We start from the raw sequence: 22,100 nt of genomic DNA on the forward strand, positions 1-22,100 counted from the left end.
TGGAAGTGCCTTTCTTGTGCTGGTCGGATTGTTGCGTAGAGAACACCAATCTTTCCAGCTCAGAGGGCACTTTCCTCATTCCGACACCCCAACAACCAGCCCATTCATCGGTGGATCAAGGCTAAGGACGGTATGAACGCCCGCTCAGATTGGCTCGGTGGCACCCCAGTGCGGACCCTTGAAAACCCGTAGTCCACGGTGCGTGCAGCCGTCCCCGGATCGATCTGCACCGCGGCCGCACCGACCGTTAAGGTCAGCGCATGGATGTACGCGTCGTCGACCACCCCTTGGCCGCCGCACGGCTGACCACTCTGCGCGATGAGCGAACCGACAACGCCGGGTTTCGTTCCGCACTGCGCGACCTCACCCTGATGCTGGTGTACGAGGCCACCCGGGACGCGACGTCCGAACAGATCCCGGTACGCACGCCCGTCACCGACACCACAGGTTCGCGATTGGCCAACCCGCCGTTGCTGGTACCCGTATTACGGGCCGGGCTGGGGATGGTCGACCAAGCCCATGCGCTCATCCCCGAGGCGCAGGTGGGGTTCGTCGGGATGGCGCGCGACGAGACGACGCATCAGCCGACTCCGTATCTGGCGTCGTTGCCCGACGACCTGAGCACACGGTCGGTGTTCATCCTCGACCCCATGTTGGCCACCGGCGGGTCGATGGCCTACACCATCGACTTGTTGAAGGAACGCAACGCGGTCGACATCACCGCGGTCTGTGTGGTGTGTGCGCCGCAGGGAATCGCCGCGATCGAGGAGGTCGCCCCCGATATGCGGCTGGTCACCGCGACCATCGACGAGGGGCTCAACGACATCGCCTACATCGTCCCGGGCCTCGGGGACGCCGGGGACCGTCAGTTCGGCCCGCGCTGAGGTATCACCAGCGCACCGCGGCGTCGGATAGGTCCTGGCTGAGCTTCTGGGCGTGGGCCCGCGCGGTGTCCAAGTCGTCGGTCGGCGTGCAGCGAACTTCGGTGTAGGACTTCAGTTTCGGTTCGGTGCCCGACGGGCGCACCACCACCCGGATGGAGGTGCCGGCATCGCTACCGGTGAAGATGAGGGCGTCGGTGTGCTGTTGCCCGTTCCGCTTCAGCAGGTCCTCCACAGTGATGGCGATGCCGGCCAGCTCGGTCGGCGGGGATTCGCGCAACCGGGTCATGGCGGTAGCAGCATCATCGACATGGCGGCTGACGGCTCCCGTCACGTGCACGCCGTGAACCTTGGCCAGACCGTCAAGGGCATCGAGGATGGTGCGTTCCTGATCACGCAGTGCAGCCACCAGGTCGGCCACCAGGATCGCAGCGCTGATCCCATCCTTGTCGGGTACCGAGGCCGGGTCGACGCAATGGCCGATCGCTTCCTCGTAGGCATAGACCAGGGTGTTGCCGGGAGTCTGGGCGCGGGCCAACCACTTGAACCCCGTGAGGGTTTCGGCGTGCTGGGCGCCGTGCGCCGCCGCGATCGATGCCAGCATCCGCGACGAGACGACGGTACTGGCCACCAATGCAGCTTCGCTGACCGGACCCGGTTCGAGCTGAGACAGGATGTAATCGCCCAGCAGCCAGCCTGTTTCGTCGCCGGTGAGCATGCGCCAGCCGTCGGGTCCGGGCACCCCGACGGCGCAGCGATCGGCATCCGGATCGAGGGCGATCGCAATCTCGGCGTCGATGTCGTCGGCCAGGGCGAGGAGTGCGTCGACGGCGCCAGGCTCCTCGGGATTGGGGAAGTTGACGGTGGGGAAGTCCGGATCCGGGTTGAACTGTTCCTCGACCACGTGCACGTCCTCGAACCCGGCCAGGGCCAGGGCATCGAGGGCGTACTCTCCGCCGACGCCATGTAGCGGAGTCAGGGCGATCCGCACCGAACCGGTGGTGCGGCGCACCCGAGCGGCGCGTTCCAGGTAGCCGTAGACCTGGCGAAGTCCGCCGGTTTCCACTGCAGCCCTGGGGATTTCGTCGGCATGGGGGGCACGGGCCAACGCAGCCTCGATCTCGCGGTCGGCAGGGGAGATGATCTGCATCCCGCCGTCGAGAAAGACCTTGTATCCGTTGTCCGTGGGCGGATTGTGCGATGCGGTGATCTGCACTCCGGCCACAGCAGGCAGGTGCCGGACGGTATAGGCGACCACCGGTGTCGGCACGGAAGCCATCATGAGAAGGACCTGAAAACCCTCGGCGGTAAGGACTTCGGCAGCCGTCAGCGCGAACTCGTCGGAGCGGTGCCGAGCGTCGCGGCCCACCACCACATGTGAGCCGCCCAGACCTCTGTCCTTGAGCATCTGCGCCAGCGCCCAGGTGGTGCGGGTGACGACCGCCAGGTTCATCCCGTCCGGCCCGCCCCGCAGTGGGCCCCGCAACCCGGCGGTGCCGAAGGTCAGCGGACGGCTGAATCGTCGATCGAGCTCATCGGGACTGCAGGCGGACAGTTCGGCCGCGGTCTGCGGGTCGGGGTCGTGTGCGATCCAATCTGCGGCGGCGGTCGCGACGGAGGTCATGACCCAAGTGTGCCCGCAGCGGCGTCCGAGTACGCAAACTTGCGCAGGTCTGTCAGATTTTCCCCGATGAGCCGGTGGCCGGGCTCAGGCGGTAGATGATCGGCTGGGCCGCGACGCCATTGGCTTTGAAGTTGGCCAGCACAAATGACCGGAAGGTGCGCCGAAACAGCAGGCTGGGAAGAAACGCGCGCAAAGTCGGCCAACTCGCGTGGTTGACGATGCTGTAATCGGTCGGTTCGCCGGGCCGCGGCGCAAGCAAGGTCGAGTCCGGCAGCGCGGTGTGGCGCTGAAACCATCCGGCGGTGTATTCCCATGTGGCATAGACCGTTTCCGCGGAGGCGCAGTGAAAGTAGTTGAAGAGGAACCATCGGTCGCTGGTGTGGTCGACATCGGCGATCCGGGCCGGGTTCTCGGCGGCCAGTTGGTAGGAATGTCGTGCACTCTGGCCGATCTTGGTGACCATCGCGCGCCAGAGGCTGTCGGCTCGCACGGCGGCGATGGCGTCGACTCCGGTGGTGCGGATCAGGACGACGACGTCGTAACGCGCGGGTCGCACACCCGCGCGGGCGAGCAGTGCCGAGCCTTCACCGGGTGGGCGCAGCGCCGCGTCGAACACCACGGCCTCGACGACGTCGTCGCGGTGGGCCAGCTTCACCGCCATTTCGGTGAGACGGCCGGTCAGCCGGCGGCGGGCGCGCGAGGGCAGGGGAAGAGGCCCGCACCAGCGGCCGACCTCGGCCGCCAGCACCAGGAAGCCGTTGCCGGTGGGCTCGGTGAGCTGGACCGGTACCGCGAGTTCATCGTTGACGAGTTTCATGAGTGTCTCCTCTACTCAGCGTCGGTTCAGGCCGGACAAACGCCAGGCCAGCGCCCGGCGAACAGCGGGAAGCTTGCCGGCCATCCGCATGACTCGATTGCGGATGGGTCGGCGGCGGGCAGATGCGGTGGCGAGTTCGGTGAGCCGGCTGGTCATCGCGACCACGCTGCCCGCGGTGCGGCGCCGAGCGGCGGCGCAGGCGTCGAGCAGCGCCTCATCGGCCCCGGCATCCAGCACCTGCGAGAGCTGTTCAGCAAGGACGACCGCATCCTCGATCCCGAGGTTCATGCCCTGTCCGCCTGCGGGGGAGTGCACGTGGGCGGCGTCGCCCGCCAGCAGGACGCGCTCGTCGCGGAACTCGTCAGCGATCCGGTGATGCACGCGGAAGCGTGACCCCCACACGACGTCCTCGACCACGGCGGGCCGTGTCTGCGGACCGCGCTCGTCGAGCAGCGATTGCACGAACGCGACGTCGGGATTGTGCGGTGCTTCATCGACCGTCGCGACGATGCGATACATCCCGTCGGGCAGTGGAGCGACGACGACCAGGCCGGCCGGCGAGAAGTACAGGATGACCTCGTTGGCCGGGACGCCGCCGGACAGGTGCACGTCGGCCAGCACGAACGACTCGGCGTAGGTGCCACCGGTGAACGCGATGCCGGTCTGGTCGCGGACCGTGCTGTGCATGCCGTCGGCACCGATCAGATACCTGGCCCGGATCCGCGAGCCGTCGGTGAAGGTCGCGACCGCGTAGTCGGCGGACTGCCGGATCTCGGTGACCGCGGCGGGCCGGACGACCTTGCCGCCCAGCGCCTCCAGCCGGTTGAGCAGGAACGTCTCGGTGTCGGCCTGCGAAATCATCAACGTGTAGGGGTAGCGGGTCGGCAGCTCGCTGAAGGGGACCGCGATCAGGAGGTCGTCGCGGTCGCGGATCGTGAAGGTCGGGGTGTGCACGCCGCGTGACACGAGGGCGTCGACCACGCCGTAGGGCTCCAGCAATTCCAGGGTGTGGGGATGGACGACGGCGGCCCGCGAGGTGTTGGCGCCCTCGGCTTGGCGATCCACCACCGTCACGTCGTGGCCGTGCTGGACGAGCACGATGGCGGCGGTCAGGCCGACGGGTCCGGCTCCGACGATGAGGACGTCGGTGGTGGTCGTTTGCATCTTCGACTCCTTTGTCAACAACCGTTGGTCAACAACTGTTGACTTCAACCTAGGCGTGGTGCGCAGCGATGTCAACGGTTGTTGGCCTACACTTGTTGGCATGCGACGACCGGCAGCTGAGACCAAGTCCGTGATCCTGGCCGCGGCACGTGAGCGCTTCGCTGCCGACGGCTATGAACGCGCCACCATCCGGGCGATCGCCGCAGATGCCGGGATCGACCCGTCGATGGTGATGCGCTACTACGGCAACAAGGAGCGACTGTTCGCCGCCGCTGCCGAATTCGATCTGGAACTACCCGATCTGACCCAGGTCCCGCGCGAGCAGATCGGTGCCGCGCTGGCCACACACTTTCTCGATCGCTGGGAACGCGACGAAGCGCTGTTGATCCTGTTGCGGGCTGGCGTGACCAACGAGGCGGTCGCCGAGCGGATGCGGACGATCTTCGCCGCGCAACTCGCTCCCGTCATCGCCGAAACCACGGGCAACGCTCCCGACACCCCGGTGCGGGCCAGCCTCGCGGCATCACAGGTGCTCGGGATGGCGTTGTGCCGCTACGTACTGGAATTCCCGCCGTTGGTCGGCATGCCGCGTCACGAGGTCGTCGACTGGATCGGGCCCACCCTGCAGCGGTATCTCGTCGGTTAGATCTGTCTGATCACCGAAGCCAGCAGGGAACCCATCCGGGTTGCGGACTGACGCCCGGCCTCGAGCACCTCGATGTGGCTGAGCGGCTCGCCCGTCATCCCCGCGGCCAGGTTCGTCACCATCGACATGCCCAGCACCTGTAGGCCGGCGGCCCGGGCAGCGATCGTTTCGTGCACCGTCGACATACCGACCAGATCGGCTCCCAGGGTGCGCAGCATCCGGATCTCTGCCGGGGTCTCGTAGTGCGGGCCCGGCAGCCCGGCGTAGACCCCCTCGGTCAGCGTCGGCTCGATCTGCCGGGCCAGTGCCCGTAGCCGGGGTGAGTACGCATCGACCAGGTCGACGAATTGTGCCCCGACCAGCGGGGACCTTGCGGTGAGGTTGAGGTGGTCGCTGATCAGGACCGGCTGGCCCACCTGGTACTCGGCCCGCAGGCCGCCGGCCGCGTTGGTCAGCACCACCGTCGAAACGCCGGTGGCCGCCGCGGTCCGCACCGGATGCACCACATGCTGCAGGTCGTGTCCCTCATAGGCGTGGATGCGCCCGGCCAGGACCAGCACGCGATGATCGCCGACCTGAATCGAGTGCACCTGGCCGCCATGCCCCTGCGCACTCGGTGGGGTGAAGCCCGGCAGATCGGCCATCGGCACGGTGGCCACCGGATCGCCGAGCGCGGCAACGGCGGGTGCCCAGCCCGAGCCGAGCACGACCGCGACGTCATGGCGCTCGACGCCGGTGCGTTCCGCGATGGCTTCTGCGCACGCGAGGAGCGGATCAGGCACAGCTGCCTGGAGATCGGTCACGATAGGCGAGCTTAACGGCCGTGAACACGCAGTGAGATACTGCGAGGATGTCGTCTGCCACCGCCTCGCTGAGCGTCGAGGACGCCATCAACCGGCGTCGTGGCGACCTCATCGAGCTCTCGCATTCGATCCACGCCGAGCCGGAATTGGCCTTCGCCGAGCATCGCAGCTGTGCCAAGACGCAAGCGCTGGCAGCGGAGTACGGATTCGAGATCACCGAGCGTGCCGGTGGGCTGGATACCGCGTTCCGTGCGTCCTACGGCAGCGGCCCACTGGTCGTCGGGATCTGCGCCGAGTACGACGCGCTGCCCGAGATCGGGCACGCCTGCGGCCACAACATCATCGCGGCGTCGGCCGTCGGCACTGCCCTGGCCCTGGCCGAGGTGGCCGACGAGCTCGGCCTGACGGTGGTGCTGGTGGGAACGCCGGCCGAGGAACTCGGCGGCGGAAAGGTGTTGCTGCTCAACGCCGGCGTGTTCGACGACATCGCCGCAACCGTGATGCTGCATCCCGGGCCGGTCGACATCGCCGCGGCCCGCTCGTTGGCCCTGTCCGAGGTGACGGTCGACTACACCGGTCGGGAGTCGCACGCCGCGGTGGCGCCGTATCTGGGCGTCAACGCCGGCGACGCGGTCACCGTCGCTCAGGTGGCGATCGGCCTGTTGCGTCAGCAGCTCATGCCGGGGCAGATGGTGCACGGCATCGTCACTCACGGCGGGCAGGCCACCAACGTCATCCCCGGCCGGGCCGAGATGCGGTACACCATGCGGGCCACCGACATGTCCGCGCTGCGTGAGCTGGAAGACCGGATGGCAGGATGCTTTTCGGCCGGAGCGCTGGCGACCGGCTGCGAGCATCAGGTCAGCGAGATCGCACCGGCCTATGCCGAACTGGCGCCCGACCCGTGGCTTTCGGAGACTGTCCGCGCCGAGATGGTGCGCCTGGGCCGTAGTCCGTTGCCGGAAAACGTGGAGGCGAGCGTGCCGCTGGGCAGTACCGACATGGGAAACATCAGCCAGGTGATGCCCGGCATTCACCCGGTGATCGGTATCGACTCGGGCGGCGCCGCGATCCACCAGCCGGCGTTCACCGCGGCGGCCGCCGGGCCGAGTGCCGACCGGGCCGTGGTCGAGGGAGCAATCATGTTGGCCCGCACCGTCGTTGCGCTGGCTGAAACGCCCGCCGAGCGGAGCCGGGTACTGCAGGCGCAGGAAAGGAGGCGGGCTTCGTGAGTGTGTTGCAGCACGCCGCTGCGCGCTGGCTGTCGGCGAACTACGACGAGATGGTGTCGTGGCGCCGGCATCTGCACGCTCATCCGGAACTGGGCCGTCAAGAGTTCGCCACCACCGAGTTCGTCGCCCGGCACCTCGCCGAGGCCGGGCTCAACCCCAAGGTGCTGCCCGGTGGCACCGGCCTGACGTGTGACTTCGGACCCGAAGACGGTCCGCGGATCGCGCTGCGGGCGGATATGGACGCCTTGCCGATGGCTGACCGGACCGGCGCGTCCTATGCGTCGACGGTGCCCAACGTCGCGCACGCCTGCGGCCACGATGCTCACACCGCGGTGTTGTTGGGCACGGCCATGGCCTTGTCGTCGGTGCCGGAGTTGCCGGTCGGCGTGCGACTGCTGTTCCAGGCGGCAGAGGAGCTCATGCCCGGCGGTGCGATCGATGCCATCAACGCCGGTGTGCTCAACGGCGTGAGCCGGATCTTCGCCCTGCACTGCGATCCGCGCCTGGCCGTCGGACGGGTGGCCACGAAGCCCGGACCGATCACCTCGGCAGCCGATTCCATCGAGATCACCCTGCACTCGCCGGGCGGGCACACTTCCCGGCCGCACCTGACCGGCGACCTCGTTTACGGACTCGGCGCGCTGATCACCGGGCTACCCGGCGTGCTGTCTCGTCGCATCGACCCGCGCCACGACACCGTGATGGTGTGGGGTGCGGTCAACGCCGGCGTGGCCGCCAATGCCATCCCGCAGATCGGCACGCTTGCCGGGACGATCCGCACCGCGAGCCGCGACACCTGGCTGACTCTGGAATCCATTGTGGAAGAGACGGTTACAGCGATATTGGCGCCGCTCAACATCGAACACAGCCTCAACTACCGGCGCGGGGTGCCGCCGGTGGTCAACGAAGAGGTCTCCACCCGCATCCTCACCCACGCCATCGAGGCGATCGGCCCTGATGTGCTCGCCGACACCCACCAGTCCGGCGGCGGCGAGGATTTCTCCTGGTATCTGGAAGACGTACCAGGGGCCATGGGCCGGCTAGGGGTATGGAGCGGGCAGGGGCCGCAGCTGGACCTGCATCAGCCCACGTTCGACATCGACGAACGCGCGCTGGGTGTCGGTGTGCGCACGATGGTCAACATCGTCGCCGCCGCTGGCTAGGGGCCGATGTTGCGGGCGGGGCGGGTGCGCAGATCGTGCACGTACTCGTCCGGGGCTCCGGCGATCTCCGCGGCATCGGCCATCACCCCGAGATAGCGGGCCGAGGGCAGGCCACCCTCCCACGCGTCGACGACGTACAGCCAGGCCAGCACCGGGTCGGTGGTGGTGTCCGACGACAACCGGTCCACCCGGCAGCGGATCTTTTTGTGGAAGCCGAGCTCGGAACCTTCCCACCGGTCCAGCGAGTGCTCATCGGCCGGTGTCATGTCGTAGAGCACGACGAACACCTTGGACAGCGGGTCCTCGACGACTGTCGCGAGCGCGCCTTCCCAGCCGATGTCCTCCCCGCCGAACGTCAGCCGCCAGCCATGCAACCACCCGGTGCCCGCCATCGGCGAGTGCGGAGCCCGTTGCTGCATTTGCTCCGGGTGCATATTCGATCCATACGCGGCATAGAGCGGCACGGTAAGACAGCTTAATCGGCGAAGTTGGTTAGGTTGGTTCCGTGGCTACCCGCATCGTGATCATCGGCGGCGGACCCGCCGGCTATGAGGCGGCACTCGTCGCCGCTGCCCGCGGCCCGGAGGTCGCTCACGTCACCATCGTCGACTGCGACGGTATCGGCGGGGCGTGCGTGCTGTGGGACTGTGTGCCGTCCAAGACGTTCATCGCCTCCACCGGGGTGCGCACCGAACTGCGGCGTGCGCCCAACTTGGGGTATTCGCTGGATTTCGAGCAGGCCAAGATCTCGCTGCCGCAGATCAACGAGCGGGTCAAGAACCTCGCGACGGCGCAGTCCGACGACATCGCCGAGCGGCTGCGCAGCGAGGGTATCGAGCTGGTCGCGGGCCGTGGCGAGCTCATCGACGACGTCCCGGGGATGGCCCAACACCGCGTCAAGGTGACCGGCCCGGACGGCGCGGTCAGCCAGCTGACGGCCGATGTGGTGCTCATCGCCACCGGCGCCAGCCCGCGCGTGCTGCCCAACGCGGCACCCGACGGGGAACGCATCCTCAACTGGCGCCAGCTCTACGACCTCGAAGGGCTGCCCGAGCACCTCGTGGTGGTGGGGTCCGGTGTCACCGGTGCCGAGTTCGTCAACGCCTACACCGAGCTCGGGGTCACGGTGACGGTGGTGGCCAGCCGCGACCAGATCCTGCCGCACGAGGACTCCGACGCCGCCGCGGTGCTGGAGGAGGTGTTCTCCGAACGCGGTGTCACGCTGGTCAAGAATGCCCGCGCCCAGTCGGTGACCCGCACTGATTCGGGCGTCCTGGTCACCATGGCCGACGGCCGCGTGGTCGAGGGCAGCCACGCCCTGATGACCGTGGGGTCGGTCCCCAACACGAACGGGCTCGGTCTGGAGCGTGTCGGCATCGAACTCGGGCCGGGCAACTACCTCAACGTCGACCGGGTCTCGCGGACGTCGGTCCCGGGCATCTACGCGGCCGGTGACTGCACCGGACTGCTGCCGCTGGCGTCGGTGGCGGCCATGCAAGGGCGCATCGCGATGTACCACGCGTTGGGCGAGGCGGTGGCCCCGATCCGGCTGCGAACCGTCGCCGCCGCGGTGTTCACCCGCCCGGAGATCGCCGCGGTCGGAGTTCCGCAGGCCGCGATCGACGACGGATCGGTGCCGGCCCGCACCCTCACGCTGCCGCTGAACACGAATGCCCGGGCCAAGATGTCCAGCCTGCGCCGCGGTTTCGTCAAGATCTTCTGTCGTCCGGCCACCGGTGTGGTGATCGGCGGAGTGGTGGTGGCGCCGATCGCCTCCGAGTTGATCCTGCCGATCGCGTTGGCCGTGCAGAACGGCATTCCGGTCGACGAGCTGGCCCAGACCTTCTCGGTGTACCCGTCGTTGTCCGGATCGATCACCGAGGCCGCGCGCCAGTTGATGAAACACGATGACCTGGATTAGAGAATCGGGCGGATCTCACCTCACCCACGTAGCCTGGGGATCGTGACTGACCCGATCTCAGCACCGGGCGACGGGCAAACGTTCCTCGGACCGCAGCAACGGGCGCAAGCCTGGCAACGACTCGGCAGCGAACAATTCGACGTGGTGGTGATCGGCGGCGGTGTCGTCGGAGCCGGTGCCGCGTTGGACGCGGCCACCCGAGGGTTGAAAGTCGCGCTGGTCGAGGCCCGTGACTTCGCGTCGGGCACGTCGAGCCGTAGCTCCAAGATGTTCCACGGCGGGCTGCGGTATCTGGAGCAATTGGAGTTCGGGCTGGTTCGCGAGGCCTTGTACGAGCGTGAGCTGAGCCTGACCACACTGGCACCGCATCTCGTCAAACCGCTGCCCTTCCTGTTCCCGTTGACCAACCGTTGGTGGGAGCGGCCTTATATCGCGGCGGGCATCTTCCTCTACGATCAGCTCGGCGGGGCGAAATCTGTTCCCGCACAAAAGCATCTGACCAAGGCCGGTGCGCTTCGGCTGGCCCCCGGACTCAAGCGCAGCTCGCTGATCGGCGGGATCCGTTACTACGACACCGTTGTCGACGACGCCCGCCACACCATGACCGTGGCCCGCACCGCCGCCCATTACGGCGCGGTGGTGCGCTCGTCGAGTCAGGTGGTCGCGCTGCTGCGCGAGGGCGATCGCGTCGTGGGCGTGACGCTGCGCGATTCCGAGGATGGGGCCACCACAGAGGTGCGGGGCCATGTCGTGGTCAATGCCACCGGGGTGTGGACCGACGAGATCCAGGCCTTGTCCAAAGAGCGGGGCCGGTTCCGGGTGCGGGCCTCCAAAGGTGTGCACATCGTGGTGCCGCGCGATCGGATCGTCAGTGAGGTCGCGATCATCCTGCGCACCGAGAAATCAGTGCTTTTCGTGATTCCGTGGGGCACGCACTGGATCATCGGCACCACCGACACCGACTGGAATCTGGACCTCGCGCATCCTGCCGCCACCAAAGCCGACATCGACTACATCCTGGGTCACGTCAACACCGTGCTGGCCACTCCGCTGACCCACGACGACATCGACGGGGTGTACGCCGGGCTGCGCCCGCTGCTGGCCGGTGAGAGTGAGGAAACCTCCAAGCTGTCGCGTGAGCACGCCGTCGCGGTGCCTTCGCCGGGCCTGGTGGCGATCGCCGGCGGGAAGTACACCACCTATCGGGTGATGGCGGCCGACGCGATCGACGCTGCCGCGGAGTTCATTCCGGCCCGGGTGGCGCCGTCGATCACCGAGAAGGTCCCGCTGATGGGGGCCGACGGGTATTTCGCCCTGATCAATCAGACTGAGTTCGTCGGGAAGCACTACGGGCTGCATCCGTACCGGGTCCGCCACCTGCTGGACCGCTACGGCTCGCTGATCGGTGAGGTGCTCAAGATGGCCGAGGGCGAGCCGGACCTGCTGGCTCCGATCACCGAAGCGCCGGTGTACCTCAAAGTCGAGGCCTACTATGCCGCCGCGGCCGAGGGCGCGCTTCATCTCGAAGACATCCTGGCTCGCCGGATGCGGATCGCGATCGAATACCCGCACCGTGGGGTCGACTGCGCGCGCGAAGTGGCCGAAGTGGTTGCGCCCGTGCTGGGTTGGACTGCCGAGGACGTCGACCGCGAGGTCGCCACTTACATCGCCCGGGTGGAGGCCGAGGTGTTGTCGCAGACGCAACCCGACGACGAGTCGGCCGATGCGTTGCGCCAGGCCGCGCCGGAGGCGCGTGCCGAGATCCTCGAGCCCGTGCCGCTCAATTGAGCAAACGCCCGCCGCTGCCGGTGCGTGACGGACTCGGACCGGCGCGGTTGCGGTTGTGGGGCGGCAATGTGCACGACGAGTTGCAGCGGCGGTTCGGTTTGGGCGCGAAAGTGCTTGCCGGAGAGGTGGTTCTCCCCGACGGTACGCCCGTCGATGCGACGACGACGCTGCCCGCCGGCGCGCACGTCTACTTCTACCGGGACCTGGTCGACGAGGTGGAGGTGCCGTTCGACATTCCGGTGCTGTACCGCGACGACGACATCGTCGTGGTCGACAAGCCACATTTCCTGGCCACCATGCCCCGCGGTGGCCACGTCGCGCAGACCGCGCTCGTACGGCTGCGTCGCGCACTGGAACTCCCCGAGTTGAGCCCCGCGCATCGGCTGGACCGGTTGACTGCGGGGGTGTTGCTGTTCACCGCGCGCCGCGAGGTTCGGGGGCGGTATCAGCGGTTGTTCGCCGAAGGTCAGACTCGCAAGACATATCTCGCTCGCGCCGGGGGCGCGGCAACGGTGCCTCTGCCTGCCACATTGCGCAGCCGGATCATCAAGCACCGCGGGCAGTTACAGGCTTTCGAAGAGCCCGGGGAGCCCAACGCCGAGACCTACATCGAGGAGCTGGGGCAGGGGCTATACCGGCTGTCTCCGCGCACCGGGCGGACGCATCAGCTGCGGGTGCACATGGCGTCGATCGGACTGCCGATTGTGGGTGATTCGTTGTACCCCAACGTGATCGACGTTGCACCCGATGACTTCGAGAACCCACTGCAACTGCTGGCCCAGCGCCTCGAGTTCACCGATCCGATCACCGGCGAGGTCCGCGACTTCGTCAGTTCCCGCGGTTTGGGCTGAAGCCTTGCGCGACCGGATCGCGGTGATGTTCTACTGACGGGGTGAACCGTGAGACTTTTGACCATCTGTTCGACATGACCGACCGGACCGTGATCGTCACCGGAGGCACCCGTGGCATCGGGCTGGCGCTCGCCGAGGGCTTCACGCTGGCCGGCGCGCGGGTCGTGGTCGCCAGCCGCAAGCCCGAGGCCTGCGAGACCGCGGCTCAGCATCTGCGCGAGCTCGGGGGACAGGCCATCGGGGTCCCCACCCACAGCGGCAATATCGACGATCTCGGTGCGCTGGTGGAGCGCACGGTCGCCGAGTTCGGCGGGATCGATGTGGTGGTCAACAATGCTGCCAACGCGTTGGCCCAGCCGTTGGGACAGATGACCCCGGAGGCCTGGGCAAAGTCTTACGAGGTGAACCTGCGCGGGCCCGTGTTCCTGGTACAGCACGCGTTACCGCATCTGAAGACCAGCTCGAACGCAGCGGTGTTGAACTTGGTGTCGGTGGGAGCGTTCAACTTCGCGCCCGCACTGTCCATCTATGCCTCGGGCAAGGCCGCGCTCATGTCGGTCACCCGATCCATGGCGGCGGAGTTCGTGCCGTTCGGCATCCGGGTGCACGCCCTGGCTCCTGGCCCCGTCGACACCGACATGATGCGCAACAACCCGCCAGAGGCCATCGACGCCATGAAGGGCGGCACCCTGATGAAACGGCTGGCCACGCCGGACGAGATGGTCGGCGCGGCCCTGCTCATGTGCTCGGACGCCGGCAGTTACATGACCGGGCAGGTGATCATCGTGGACGGCGGTGGGACCGCGCGCTAGCGGGGTGGCTTTCCGCTGAGGCTGCCGGTGCCGACGGACAGGATCTGGCTGCGGTTCTCCACGTGAAGCGCTGTTTCCAGGCAACCGGCGTCGAGGTTGGCCCACAGCACCTGCTTGGTCGATTCCAACCCGAATTTCCCGTAGCTGCACAAGGTTTCGGCTACTTCCAGGGCTGCACCGACCAGATCCGCGGTGTCCTCGACGACGCGCGTGACCAGGCCGAGCCGCAGTGCCTCTGCTGCATCGACGGCACGCGCGGTCAGGATCAAGTCGAACGCCGGGCCCGCGCCGATGATCCTGGGCAGCGTGTAGCTCACTCCGATGTCGCAGCCGCCGATGCCGAGCTTGATGAACTGCGTGCAGAATTTCGCTGCCGGACCGGCGATGCGGATGTCGCTGGCCGCGGCCAGGGCGAAGCCACCGCCGTAGGCGGCGCCGTTGACCGCGGCGATGACCGGTTGGCGCAGTCGGTGCAGTTTGACCGTCAGGTTCGCGATGCGTTCCTGCCAGCGCATTCCTGAGCGGGGAAATTCGGTACCGCCACCGGCCTCGGGCGGATTGGGGTTGCTCAGATCCAGACCCGAGCAGAACCCGCGGCCGGCACCGGTGAGCACCACGACACGGCATTCGTTGTTCGCCGCGATCTCGTCGAGGGTGGCGTGGAGCGCCTCGACCAGTTCGTAGGACAACGCGTTGAGCTTGTCGGGGCGATTGAGCGTGATGACGGCGATGTCGGGCCGCGGGTAGGCAAGGTCGAGTGGCATGCGTGGAGGTTAACGTCGCGGGGGCATACCGGACAGCTCATTGTGTTGCACTGCCGCCAAGATCCGACCGTGACACCATGACCGGGTGATGGCGTCGTGCTCGATTTCTCGGCCTCCACGAGCGTGCGTGCATTACGGTTCGACGGACACTGACGAGACGGCGAGACGATGACGACATTCGATGACTATTTGAGCGATGCCAGCAGCTTCATCTGGGGCCCATGGTTACTGATCCCGTTGCTTCTTCTCACGGGTGTGTATCTGACGGTGCTGTTGCGTGGAATTCAGTTGCGCCGCCTCGGAATGGCTTTCTGGTTGGCGTTCGTCAAACGCACGGACGAAGGCGCCGAGGGAGACATCTCGCACTACCAGGCGTTGTCGACGGCGCTGGCCGCCACAGTCGGTGTCGGCAACATCGCGGGTGTAGCGACCGCGATCGCACTCGGCGGCCCGGGTGCGGTGTTCTGGATGTGGTGCACCGGCCTGGTCGGCATGGCCACCAAGTACAGCGAAGCCTTCCTCGGCGTGAAGTTCCGACGTACCGACGCCGCCGGTGAGCAGTCGGGTGGACCGATGTATTACCTGCGGCGCGGTATCAAGGGGCCAGTGGGGGTGTTTCTCGGCGGGTTCTTCGCGATCGCGGGCGTGTTGGCGTCGTTTGGTATCGGCAACATGACCCAGGCCAACACCGTCGCTGCCAACGTCAACGAAGAATGGGGAATCGCGGCACCGGTAACCGGAGCCGTCGTGCTGGTGCTGACCGCGGCCGTGATCATCGGCGGCATCAAGAGCATCGGCCGCGTCACCAGCTTGCTCGTCCCGTTCATGATCGTGGTGTACATCGTCGGTGCGGCCGCCGTCCTGGCGTTCAACATCGACCAGCTGCCCGAGGCGGTCGGCATCATCTTCACCGATGCCTTCACCGGCACCGCGGCGACCGGTGGGTTCGCCGGAGCGGCCGTGGCGGCGGCAATTCGCTACGGCGTCGCACGGGGCATCTTCTCCAATGAATCGGGCCTGGGCACCGGCGGTATCGCCGCCGCGGCGGCCAAGACCACGCACCCGGTCCGCCAGGCATTGGTGTCGATGACCCAGACGTTCATCGACACACTGGTGGTGGTGAGCTTCACCGCGCTGGCGATCGTGGTCACCGGAGTGTGGAAAGACGCCGGAGCCGACGAGGCCGCCAGTTTCACCGCCCGTGCCTTCGCCCATGGGTTGCCCGGGGAGTGGGGCAGCGTCATCGTCACGGTCGGCGTGATGCTGTTCGCCTTTTCCACCCTGCTCGGCTGGTCCTACTACGGCGAGCGGTGTATGGAGTACCTGTTCGGACGAAAAGCTGTGCTGCCGTACCGGATCGTGTTCATCATCGTCACCTACATCGGATCGACCACCGCGCTGAAGACAGTGTGGACTTTCTCGGACGTGATGAACGGGCTGATGGCGTTGCCCAACCTGATCGGTCTACTGATCCTGTCTCCACTGGTTTACCGCGAAACGCGGGCCTACTTCCGAGACAAGCGCGATGAGGATGTGCTGTCCGGCGGAGCTCACTGACCCTGGCTGTGCCACCCGTTGACGCCGACGGCGATCATCCGTAGCTGTTTGACCGCGGTGCGGTGGATTGCCTGGACCGACTGGGTGTCCGCCGCATCCTCCAGCGACTCGGCTATCGAGATCATCGCGTTGACGAACAGACTGGCCAGGATGTTGAGATCCTCGCTGCTCCAGTCCTTGAGGGCGGGAAACCGGGCCAGGTCGATCGCGAGCTCGGAGGTGATCAATCGGATCTCGGTGCGAATTGCGTAGCGCAGCACCGACACCCCGCTGGAGCGTTCGCGGGCGATGAAGCGCCAGTGCTCACGCCGGTCGTTGAAACTGCCGATGAGGATCTCGGCAGAGGATTCGATGACGTGATGCGGATCGAGCTTGCCGGCGCGGGCGCCTCGCAGCATGTCGCGCAGCGACCGGAACGATTCGTCGATGAGCACCAGGCCGAGCGCATCCATCGAGTCGAAGTGGCGGTAGAACGCGGCGGGCACGATGCCGGCCTCGCGGGTGACCTCCCGCAGCGACAGCGCGCTGAAGCTGCGGTCTTCCAGAAGTGTGAGGGCCGCGGTGATGATCGCCCGGCGCGTGGCCTCTTTGCGCTCTTCCCGCGACAGCGTCTCGCGCGAACGCGCTGCCGACTCCGGCTTTCGTGTTCGTGAGCTCGATGTTCGTGAATTGGGCGTACGTCTGTTCACTGATGTGAACCCTACCACTTGCTGCGTTTTTATCGTTGACAGAGTCGCCTGTGCACGCGCACTGTGTACACATGTTCACTCAAACATTGACGAAGCGAGTGCTCGCGGCACCGCGGATGAGTGCGCTCGCGAACCTTCTGACCGGCCCGCACGGGGTTGACCGTTACACCGAGCTGGTCGAGCCGACCTGGACCCGTGGCGACGCCCGGGCCAAGGTGGTGGCGGTGCGGCGGCAGACGTCGCGCAGCGTCACGCTGACCCTGGAACCCAACGAGGCCTTCGCCGGGTTTCGGGCGGGTCAGCACATCAACCTCTCCGTCGAGATCAACGGCAGGCGTCGTACCCGCTGCTACTCGCCGGCCAGCGCCGAGGGGGCGCGCCACCTGGAATTGACCGTCGGCCGCCATGAGGGTGGGCTGGTCTCGAACTACCTGTGCGACCACGCGTACCCGGGCATGGTGCTCGGTCTCGACTCGGTGGGCGGGGATTTCGTCCTGCCTGCGGAGCTGCCGCAGCGCATCTTGTTCGTCTCCGGCGGTAGCGGCATCACCCCGGTGCTGTCCATGTTGCGCACCCTGCGTGCACAGGCGTTCACCGGCGAGGTCGCATTCGTCCATTACGTACGCGGCATCGAGGAAGCCTGCTACCGCACCGAGTTGGCGGCCATGCGCTCGGCCGGCATACGCATCTTGCACGGTTACACGCGCGGCAGCGCCGCCGGCGAATTGGACGGGTACTTCGGTCCGGCCCACCTGGCTGAGGCCTTCCCGGGTGCTGAGCCCGACGCGGTCTTCGTCTGCGGCCCGCCGGCGTTGTTGGACGCAGTCCGGCAGCACCGCCCTGACGCGGTTTTCGAGAGCTTCGTGCCGCCGGCCTTCACGGTGCCCGCCGAGGCCACCGGCGGCACTGTCCGATTCGCCGACAGCGACATCGAGGTGGCCGACGACGGCCAACCGTTGCTCGTGCAGGCCGAGGCGGCCGGACTGAAGCCGGAAAGCGGCTGCCGCATGGGCATCTGCCACACCTGCACCCGATTCAAGACCAGCGGCGCGGTCCGCAACCTGATCACCGGCGCGATCTCCACCGCCGACTGCGAAGACATCGAAATTTGCGTCACCGCACCCGTCGGCGACGTCGTCATAGACCTTTGAGACCTGTTGACCCTGAAAGGCGCAGACATGACTCACTACACCCTGACCCCCGAGCAGTTCGAAACCTTCGGCGCCGAGCTCGACGCCATCCGTGAGCGCGCAGTCTCCGATCTCGGCGAACGCGATGCCACCTACATCCGCGACATCATCAAGATGCAACGCAAGCTCGAAGTCGGCGGGCGGGCGCTGCTGTTCCTCCCGCCGGCCTGGCCGATCGGCACCGTGATGCTGGGGCTGTCAAAGATTCTCGACAACATGGAGATCGGCCACAACGTCATGCACGGCCAGTACGACTGGATGGGCGACCCGGCGTTGCGCGGCCAGAACTTCGAATGGGATTCGGCCTGCCCCTCCAACCAGTGGCGGCATTCGCACAACTACATGCACCACACCTACACCAACATCGTCGACATGGACCGAGACATCGGCTACGGCATCCTGCGCATGAGCGAGGACCAGAAATGGAGCCCGTACTACCTGGGTAATCCGTTGTACGCCTTCCTGTTGATGGTGTTCTTCCAATACGGCGTCGCACTGCACGAGCTGGAGACCGAGCGCATCCGCTCCGGCGAGATCAAGCTGCGGGACAAGAAGGACATGCTGCGCGAGATGTGGGCCAAGGTGCGCAAGCAGACCGTCAAGGACTATGTGGCCTTCCCGCTGCTGGCGGGACCGTTCGCACCATTCGTGTTCGCGGGCAACATGACTGCCAATCTGATGCGCAACGTGTGGTCCTACACCATCATCTTCTGCGGGCACTTCCCCGAGGGCACCCATGAGTTCACCATCGAGGAAACCCAGAACGAGACCCGCGGCCAATGGTACTTCCGTCAGCTGCTGGGGTCGGCAAACCTGTCCGGCGGCAAGTGGTTCCACATCTTCAGCGGCAACCTGTCGTTCCAGATCGAACACCACCTGTTCCCGGACATCCCGGCACATCGCTACGCCGAGATCTCCGGTGAGGTCAAGGAGATCTGCCAGCGCTACGGCCTGCCGTACAACACTGGTCCGATCCACAAGCAGTTCGCTTCGGTGGTTCGCAAGATTGTGCGGCTGGCTTTCCCGTGGGGTGGTACGCCCAAGGATCCCGAGACGACTGTCAAAGAGCCTGCCCCGAAACCGGCTTCGCAGCCGATCGTCGAGCCCGAACTCGTCAACTGCTGACCGGCAGGCTGCACTGCAGCAGCACCGTGTCCAGCCACCGTCCGTGCTTGTAGCCCACCGCACGCAGTCGCCCGGCCTCGGCGAAACCATGCTTGCGATGCAGAGCCAGAGATGCCACCGCATCGTCGGTGTCGACGACCACGGCGATGACCTCACGGATGCCTGCTGCAGCGCAGCCGTCCAGAAGTCCGTGCAGCAGTAGTGTTCCGACGCCACGGCCGGCGCACTGCGGGGTGAGGTAGATGGAGTTCTCCACGGTGTGCCGGTAGGCCGGCCTTGGTTTCCAGGGCGAGCAATAGGCGTAGCCCACGATCTCCTCACCGAGTATCGCGGTCAGGAAGGGTAATTCACGTTCGCGTGCCGTCGCGAGTCGGCGTTCCCACTCCTCGCGATGCGGTGGGATCAGTTCGAACGTGGCCACCCCGGTCTCGACATGGTGGGCGTAGATGGCACTGATCGCGTCGAGGTCGTCCGGTGACGTGGCGCGGACGACGACAGAGGTCATGTCTTCACCCTAAGCGCCCGGCCAGTTGTCTGACATCGTCGCCGGCTCCACGAGACGCCATGGCATGCCGATGAATACGTCGGTGGCGGCTATACCCGGCCGCCTGGTGTGGGCGCAGGCTGGGAGATTCAGAAGGGTGGGGGAGGTCCGTATTCTTCGGCGAGCCAGGCTTGGTAGTCGTGTTCGGTTTGGAGGTCGTTGTTGAGTTCGGCGCGTAGGCGTCGTTCTTCGTTGATGCGTTCTTGGCGGTCGTGTTCGCGGGTTGTGCTGCGTTTGGGCATCTTGGCGTCGCGGTGGGGGCTGGGTGGTTCGGGTTCGGGCAGGTCGGGGTTTCCGGTGGGGTGGGCCAGGGTCGGAAACATCCCTGCCCCGTGGGGTTCGGTGAGGTAGGTGTGGCCGGTGGGGGCGGTGACAATGACTGTGCCATCGGGTAGTTGGCGGTCGGACCAGCCGGGGCAGAACGTTTTGACCAGGTGGTGGGCCCGGCAGTAGAGCTTGGTGTTGGACGGATGGGTGGGGCCTGCGGGCCAGGGTGCGGTGTGGTCGATGTCGCAGCGTTGGGCTGGGGCGTCACAGCCGGGGAAGCGGCAGGTGAGGTCGCGCCAGCGGATGAATTCGGTGAGCGCGACCGAGGGGCGATACCGCGGCTCACCCACGCTGGTGGGATCCCCAGCCTCGGCTGGTTCGGTGGCGGGATCCTCGGCCGGGCCGCTGGACCCGCTGGGTTCGTCCGCCTCGCGGGGGTCTACTGCCTCAGCTGACTCAGTGGGGGTAGCCGGCTTCGTTGCTCCACCCGCCTCGCCGGGCTCGGGCTCTGGTACGGGTAGGGGTTTGATCTTGGCTAAGCGGGCCAGGTCCCGCACGGTCTCGGCGGGCAGGATGCCGTACCCGGGTAGATATCCGGGATCGTTCGAGGTGCCGTCGATGGTGGATTGGTTGGCCAACACGTGGATCACCGCGGCATCGGCGGCCGCTCGCTTGTGGCCGGCTACACAATCCTGGCGCCCGCACCGGCAGGCCAGTTGGGCTTGCCCGCGGGCCACCGGTCCGACCGCATCAGCACGGCGCTGCTCATGGGTGCGTGGATCATGCTCACACACGGTGGCGGCCACGGCATCGAGGCGCTGATTCAACGCTGCCCCATCGGCCGCGTCCAGGTTGGCCCAGATGGTGGCCTTGCCGGGGCTGCCTGCCTCGATCTGAACGAAGCGTTCCTCGGTCAGATCCGGGGGGACGCGCACTCCGTTGGGGTCGAGTTTGGCGATCCATTGATCGATGCGGTCGCGCAGTTGTCGTTGGGAGAACCGCATCCATCGGTGTGCGCGGGTGGCCAGTTCGGCATCCAGCCCGGCCCACACCGACTGGTCCACGATGGCGGTGCGGGCGATGATGGCGCACACCACCCGATAGTCGATCTCGCCGGCCGCGAACCGGGCGGCGACCAAGGGGAGTTTGTCGCGTAGCACCCGGGCGTGGTGCACCTGGGTGCTGGCGCGGCCCCGGCTCAGCCGCATCGCCGCGGAGACTTCGGCGCACACTTCCTCGAACGGATCGGTGCGCCACAAAATGCTGTCGATCAACTCCTGCTCGCGCACGCTGTCCAGCGCCCCGATCGCGGCCAGGCGGGTCGCGATCGCCGCCGACTCTGCCCGGGTGGCGGCGCTGATCGCATCGATCAGTGTCGCATCGGAAACAGCATTCGGATCGAACACATGTTCTATGCTACACCCGGCGACCGACAAGATGGATGTTATGTCTCATGACATCGGTGACAGTTCTGCATCAGGACATCGGTGACTACCGGCGACTCATCAGGTTTGGCAGGTGGGGCACCAGTACGTCACCCGCTCGCCGCCGGCGTCGGTCTCGATCAATGTCCCGCAGCGGCGGCAGGCCTCGCCGGCGCGGCCGTATACCCACAGCTGGCGTCCATTTCTGGTGTCGCCGGTGGTGGTGCGATTCCAGCGGGACCGGTTGAGCCACAGCATGTCCCGGGCACGTTGCACGACGCGCAACGGGTCGGCCAGCGAGCTCACGGGTGAAACCGGCAGCCGGCCGAAGACGAAACACAGTTCATTGCAGTAGACATTGCCGACGCCGGCCATCACCCGCTGATCGAGCAGGGCCGGCGCCAGCGGACGGTCTGGAACGGCAATGAGGTTGGCCGCCGCTGTCCGGGGTTCCCAGTCCGGACCGAGCAGATCCGGGCCCAGGTGGGCCACTGCGGCCATGTCGGTGTCTCGGTCGAGCACCTCCAACAAGCCGAGGTCGATCCCGGTGGCCCGGCTGTCTGAGGTCTCCAGCAAGGCACGGATGCGGTGCAGCGCGACTTTGGACCACCCGATGCGCCAACTGCCCTCCATCTTCAGATGGGAATGGATGCTGGCCGGGCCCACCCGGATGAACAGATGCTTGCCTCGGCTGAGCACCTCGTCGACCACCTGCCCCGTGAGATCGACGGTGGCGTAGCGGGGCACCCGCATATCGCAGCGGGTCAACGTCTTGCCGGCCAACGCGTCGCGCAGCGCGGTGGCGGTGTGGAAGACGGTGTCACCTTCGGGCATGGCA

At 66.7% G+C, this 22,100-nt stretch carries 21 protein-coding genes; 11 read left to right on the forward strand and 10 right to left on the reverse strand.

Features of this window, described 5'->3' with window-relative positions; genetic code table 11:
- Window positions 1-260 precede the first annotated feature (260 nt).
- A complete protein-coding gene (gene upp / locus BKG60_RS23620; RefSeq protein ID WP_070187313.1) occupies window positions 261-884 on the forward strand; it encodes a uracil phosphoribosyltransferase in 624 nt (207 codons plus the stop codon).
- A gap of 4 nt (window positions 885-888) precedes the next feature.
- Here upp and BKG60_RS23625 read toward each other — a convergent pair whose 3' ends face one another.
- The 3 genes from BKG60_RS23625 to BKG60_RS23635 are packed head-to-tail and all read right to left on the reverse strand — an operon-like array spanning window position 889 to window position 4,486.
- The gene (locus BKG60_RS23625; protein WP_075910094.1) at window positions 889-2,505 is read right to left on the reverse strand and encodes a phospho-sugar mutase; all 1,617 of its coding nucleotides are present in this window, start codon (window positions 2,503-2,505) and stop codon (window positions 889-891) included.
- A 52-nt stretch (window positions 2,506-2,557) separates the two neighbouring features.
- Window positions 2,558-3,322 carry a hypothetical protein gene (locus BKG60_RS23630; protein ID WP_070946010.1) on the reverse strand — a complete coding sequence of 255 codons (765 nt, stop codon included), beginning with the start codon at window positions 3,320-3,322 and terminating at the stop codon, window positions 2,558-2,560.
- Window positions 3,323-3,337: 15 nt separating this feature from the next.
- Window positions 3,338-4,486: an FAD-dependent oxidoreductase gene (locus tag BKG60_RS23635; RefSeq protein ID WP_070946011.1), complete on the reverse strand. Its 1,149-nt coding sequence runs from the start codon at window positions 4,484-4,486 to the stop codon at window positions 3,338-3,340.
- Between the two features lie 100 nt (window positions 4,487-4,586).
- On the opposite strand from BKG60_RS23635, the gene BKG60_RS23640 reads away from it, so the two are divergent.
- Window positions 4,587-5,132 carry a TetR/AcrR family transcriptional regulator gene (locus tag BKG60_RS23640; RefSeq protein ID WP_070187309.1) on the forward strand — a complete coding sequence of 182 codons (546 nt, stop codon included), beginning with the start codon at window positions 4,587-4,589 and terminating at the stop codon, window positions 5,130-5,132.
- Here BKG60_RS23640 and BKG60_RS23645 read toward each other — a convergent pair.
- Complete coding sequence (locus BKG60_RS23645; protein ID WP_165617819.1) at window positions 5,129-5,935, reverse strand: purine-nucleoside phosphorylase; 807 nt, start codon at window positions 5,933-5,935, stop codon at window positions 5,129-5,131. The genes BKG60_RS23640 and BKG60_RS23645 overlap by 4 nt on opposite strands.
- Before the next feature lie 47 nt (window positions 5,936-5,982).
- Between BKG60_RS23645 and BKG60_RS23650 the strand changes: the two genes are divergently transcribed.
- On the forward strand, window positions 5,983-7,167 hold the full coding sequence (locus BKG60_RS23650) for a M20 family metallopeptidase (protein WP_070187307.1): 1,185 nt from the start codon (window positions 5,983-5,985) through the stop codon (window positions 7,165-7,167).
- Window positions 7,168-7,217: 50 nt separating this feature from the next.
- Window positions 7,218-8,330: a M20 family metallopeptidase gene (locus BKG60_RS23655; protein WP_070187379.1), complete on the forward strand. Its 1,113-nt coding sequence runs from the start codon at window positions 7,218-7,220 to the stop codon at window positions 8,328-8,330.
- Here the strand turns inward: BKG60_RS23655 and BKG60_RS23660 are convergent.
- Window positions 8,327-8,794 (reverse strand): gamma-glutamylcyclotransferase family protein, encoded by a 468-nt coding sequence (locus tag BKG60_RS23660; protein ID WP_070187306.1) that lies wholly within the window; start codon window positions 8,792-8,794, stop codon window positions 8,327-8,329. The genes BKG60_RS23655 and BKG60_RS23660 overlap by 4 nt on opposite strands.
- Before the next feature lie 41 nt (window positions 8,795-8,835).
- On the opposite strand from BKG60_RS23660, the gene BKG60_RS23665 reads away from it, so the two are divergent.
- From BKG60_RS23665 to BKG60_RS23680, 4 genes are read left to right on the forward strand one after another with little or no spacing between them, the layout of a single operon-like run.
- Window positions 8,836-10,251 (forward strand): NAD(P)H-quinone dehydrogenase, encoded by a 1,416-nt coding sequence (locus BKG60_RS23665; RefSeq protein ID WP_070187305.1) that lies wholly within the window; start codon window positions 8,836-8,838, stop codon window positions 10,249-10,251.
- Between the two features lie 42 nt (window positions 10,252-10,293).
- Entirely contained in the window at window positions 10,294-12,039 is a 1,746-nt protein-coding gene (locus BKG60_RS23670; protein WP_070946013.1) for a glycerol-3-phosphate dehydrogenase/oxidase, read from the forward strand.
- Window positions 12,036-12,890, forward strand: a complete 855-nt coding sequence (locus BKG60_RS23675) for a pseudouridine synthase (protein ID WP_075910095.1) — start codon at window positions 12,036-12,038, stop codon at window positions 12,888-12,890. The genes BKG60_RS23670 and BKG60_RS23675 overlap by 4 nt, the downstream gene beginning before the upstream one ends.
- A gap of 41 nt (window positions 12,891-12,931) precedes the next feature.
- Window positions 12,932-13,702, forward strand: coding sequence for an SDR family NAD(P)-dependent oxidoreductase (locus BKG60_RS23680; RefSeq protein ID WP_075910096.1), 771 nt, complete (start codon window positions 12,932-12,934; stop codon window positions 13,700-13,702).
- Here BKG60_RS23680 and BKG60_RS23685 read toward each other — a convergent pair.
- The gene (locus BKG60_RS23685; RefSeq protein WP_070187302.1) at window positions 13,699-14,466 is read right to left on the reverse strand and encodes an enoyl-CoA hydratase/isomerase family protein; all 768 of its coding nucleotides are present in this window, start codon (window positions 14,464-14,466) and stop codon (window positions 13,699-13,701) included. The two genes, BKG60_RS23680 and BKG60_RS23685, sit on opposite strands and share 4 nt — an antisense overlap.
- Window positions 14,467-14,634: 168 nt before the next feature.
- On the opposite strand from BKG60_RS23685, the gene BKG60_RS23690 reads away from it, so the two are divergent.
- The gene (locus tag BKG60_RS23690) at window positions 14,635-16,023 is read left to right on the forward strand and encodes an alanine/glycine:cation symporter family protein (RefSeq protein ID WP_075910097.1); all 1,389 of its coding nucleotides are present in this window, start codon (window positions 14,635-14,637) and stop codon (window positions 16,021-16,023) included.
- On the opposite strand, the gene BKG60_RS23695 is transcribed toward BKG60_RS23690, so the two are convergent.
- A complete protein-coding gene (locus BKG60_RS23695; RefSeq protein ID WP_070187300.1) occupies window positions 16,017-16,712 on the reverse strand; it encodes a TetR family transcriptional regulator in 696 nt (231 codons plus the stop codon). The genes BKG60_RS23690 and BKG60_RS23695 overlap by 7 nt on opposite strands.
- Window positions 16,713-16,783: 71 nt before the next feature.
- On the opposite strand from BKG60_RS23695, the gene BKG60_RS23700 reads away from it, so the two are divergent.
- Window positions 16,784-17,863, forward strand: a complete 1,080-nt coding sequence (locus BKG60_RS23700) for a ferredoxin reductase (RefSeq protein ID WP_070946015.1) — start codon at window positions 16,784-16,786, stop codon at window positions 17,861-17,863.
- 27 nt (window positions 17,864-17,890) lie between these two features.
- A complete protein-coding gene (locus tag BKG60_RS23705; RefSeq protein ID WP_070946016.1) occupies window positions 17,891-19,027 on the forward strand; it encodes a fatty acid desaturase family protein in 1,137 nt (378 codons plus the stop codon).
- Here the strand turns inward: BKG60_RS23705 and BKG60_RS23710 are convergent.
- The 3 genes from BKG60_RS23710 to nei2 form a co-directional block, all read right to left on the reverse strand.
- Entirely contained in the window at window positions 19,017-19,532 is a 516-nt protein-coding gene (locus BKG60_RS23710; protein ID WP_075910098.1) for a GNAT family N-acetyltransferase, read from the reverse strand. The two genes, BKG60_RS23705 and BKG60_RS23710, sit on opposite strands and share 11 nt — an antisense overlap.
- 128 nt (window positions 19,533-19,660) lie before the next feature.
- On the reverse strand, window positions 19,661-21,244 hold the full coding sequence (locus tag BKG60_RS23715; RefSeq protein WP_075910099.1) for an HNH endonuclease signature motif containing protein: 1,584 nt from the start codon (window positions 21,242-21,244) through the stop codon (window positions 19,661-19,663).
- Window positions 21,245-21,343: 99 nt separating this feature from the next.
- Complete coding sequence (nei2, locus tag BKG60_RS23720; RefSeq protein ID WP_075910100.1) at window positions 21,344-22,096, reverse strand: endonuclease VIII Nei2; 753 nt, start codon at window positions 22,094-22,096, stop codon at window positions 21,344-21,346.
- Window positions 22,097-22,100 lie beyond the last annotated feature (4 nt).

This window comes from Mycobacterium syngnathidarum (assembly GCF_001942625.1).
In the GTDB taxonomy this organism is placed as follows: Bacteria; Actinomycetota; Actinomycetes; order Mycobacteriales; family Mycobacteriaceae; genus Mycobacterium; species Mycobacterium syngnathidarum.

Coding starts and splice junctions, on each gene's coding strand:
- upp (WP_070187313.1), top strand. CDS start 261: ATGGATGTACGCGTCGTCGACCACCCCTTGGCCGCCGCACGGCTGACC.
- BKG60_RS23625 (WP_075910094.1), bottom strand. CDS start 2,505: ATGACCTCCGTCGCGACCGCCGCCGCAGATTGGATCGCACACGACCCC.
- BKG60_RS23630 (WP_070946010.1), bottom strand. CDS start 3,322: ATGAAACTCGTCAACGATGAACTCGCGGTACCGGTCCAGCTCACCGAG.
- BKG60_RS23635 (WP_070946011.1), bottom strand. CDS start 4,486: ATGCAAACGACCACCACCGACGTCCTCATCGTCGGAGCCGGACCCGTC.
- BKG60_RS23640 (WP_070187309.1), top strand. CDS start 4,587: ATGCGACGACCGGCAGCTGAGACCAAGTCCGTGATCCTGGCCGCGGCA.
- BKG60_RS23650 (WP_070187307.1), top strand. CDS start 5,983: ATGTCGTCTGCCACCGCCTCGCTGAGCGTCGAGGACGCCATCAACCGG.
- BKG60_RS23655 (WP_070187379.1), top strand. CDS start 7,218: ATGGTGTCGTGGCGCCGGCATCTGCACGCTCATCCGGAACTGGGCCGT.
- BKG60_RS23685 (WP_070187302.1), bottom strand. CDS start 14,466: ATGCCACTCGACCTTGCCTACCCGCGGCCCGACATCGCCGTCATCACG.
- BKG60_RS23690 (WP_075910097.1), top strand. CDS start 14,635: ATGACGACATTCGATGACTATTTGAGCGATGCCAGCAGCTTCATCTGG.
- BKG60_RS23700 (WP_070946015.1), top strand. CDS start 16,784: ATGTTCACTCAAACATTGACGAAGCGAGTGCTCGCGGCACCGCGGATG.
- BKG60_RS23705 (WP_070946016.1), top strand. CDS start 17,891: ATGACTCACTACACCCTGACCCCCGAGCAGTTCGAAACCTTCGGCGCC.
- BKG60_RS23710 (WP_075910098.1), bottom strand. CDS start 19,532: ATGACCTCTGTCGTCGTCCGCGCCACGTCACCGGACGACCTCGACGCG.
- nei2 (WP_075910100.1), bottom strand. CDS start 22,096: ATGCCCGAAGGTGACACCGTCTTCCACACCGCCACCGCGCTGCGCGAC.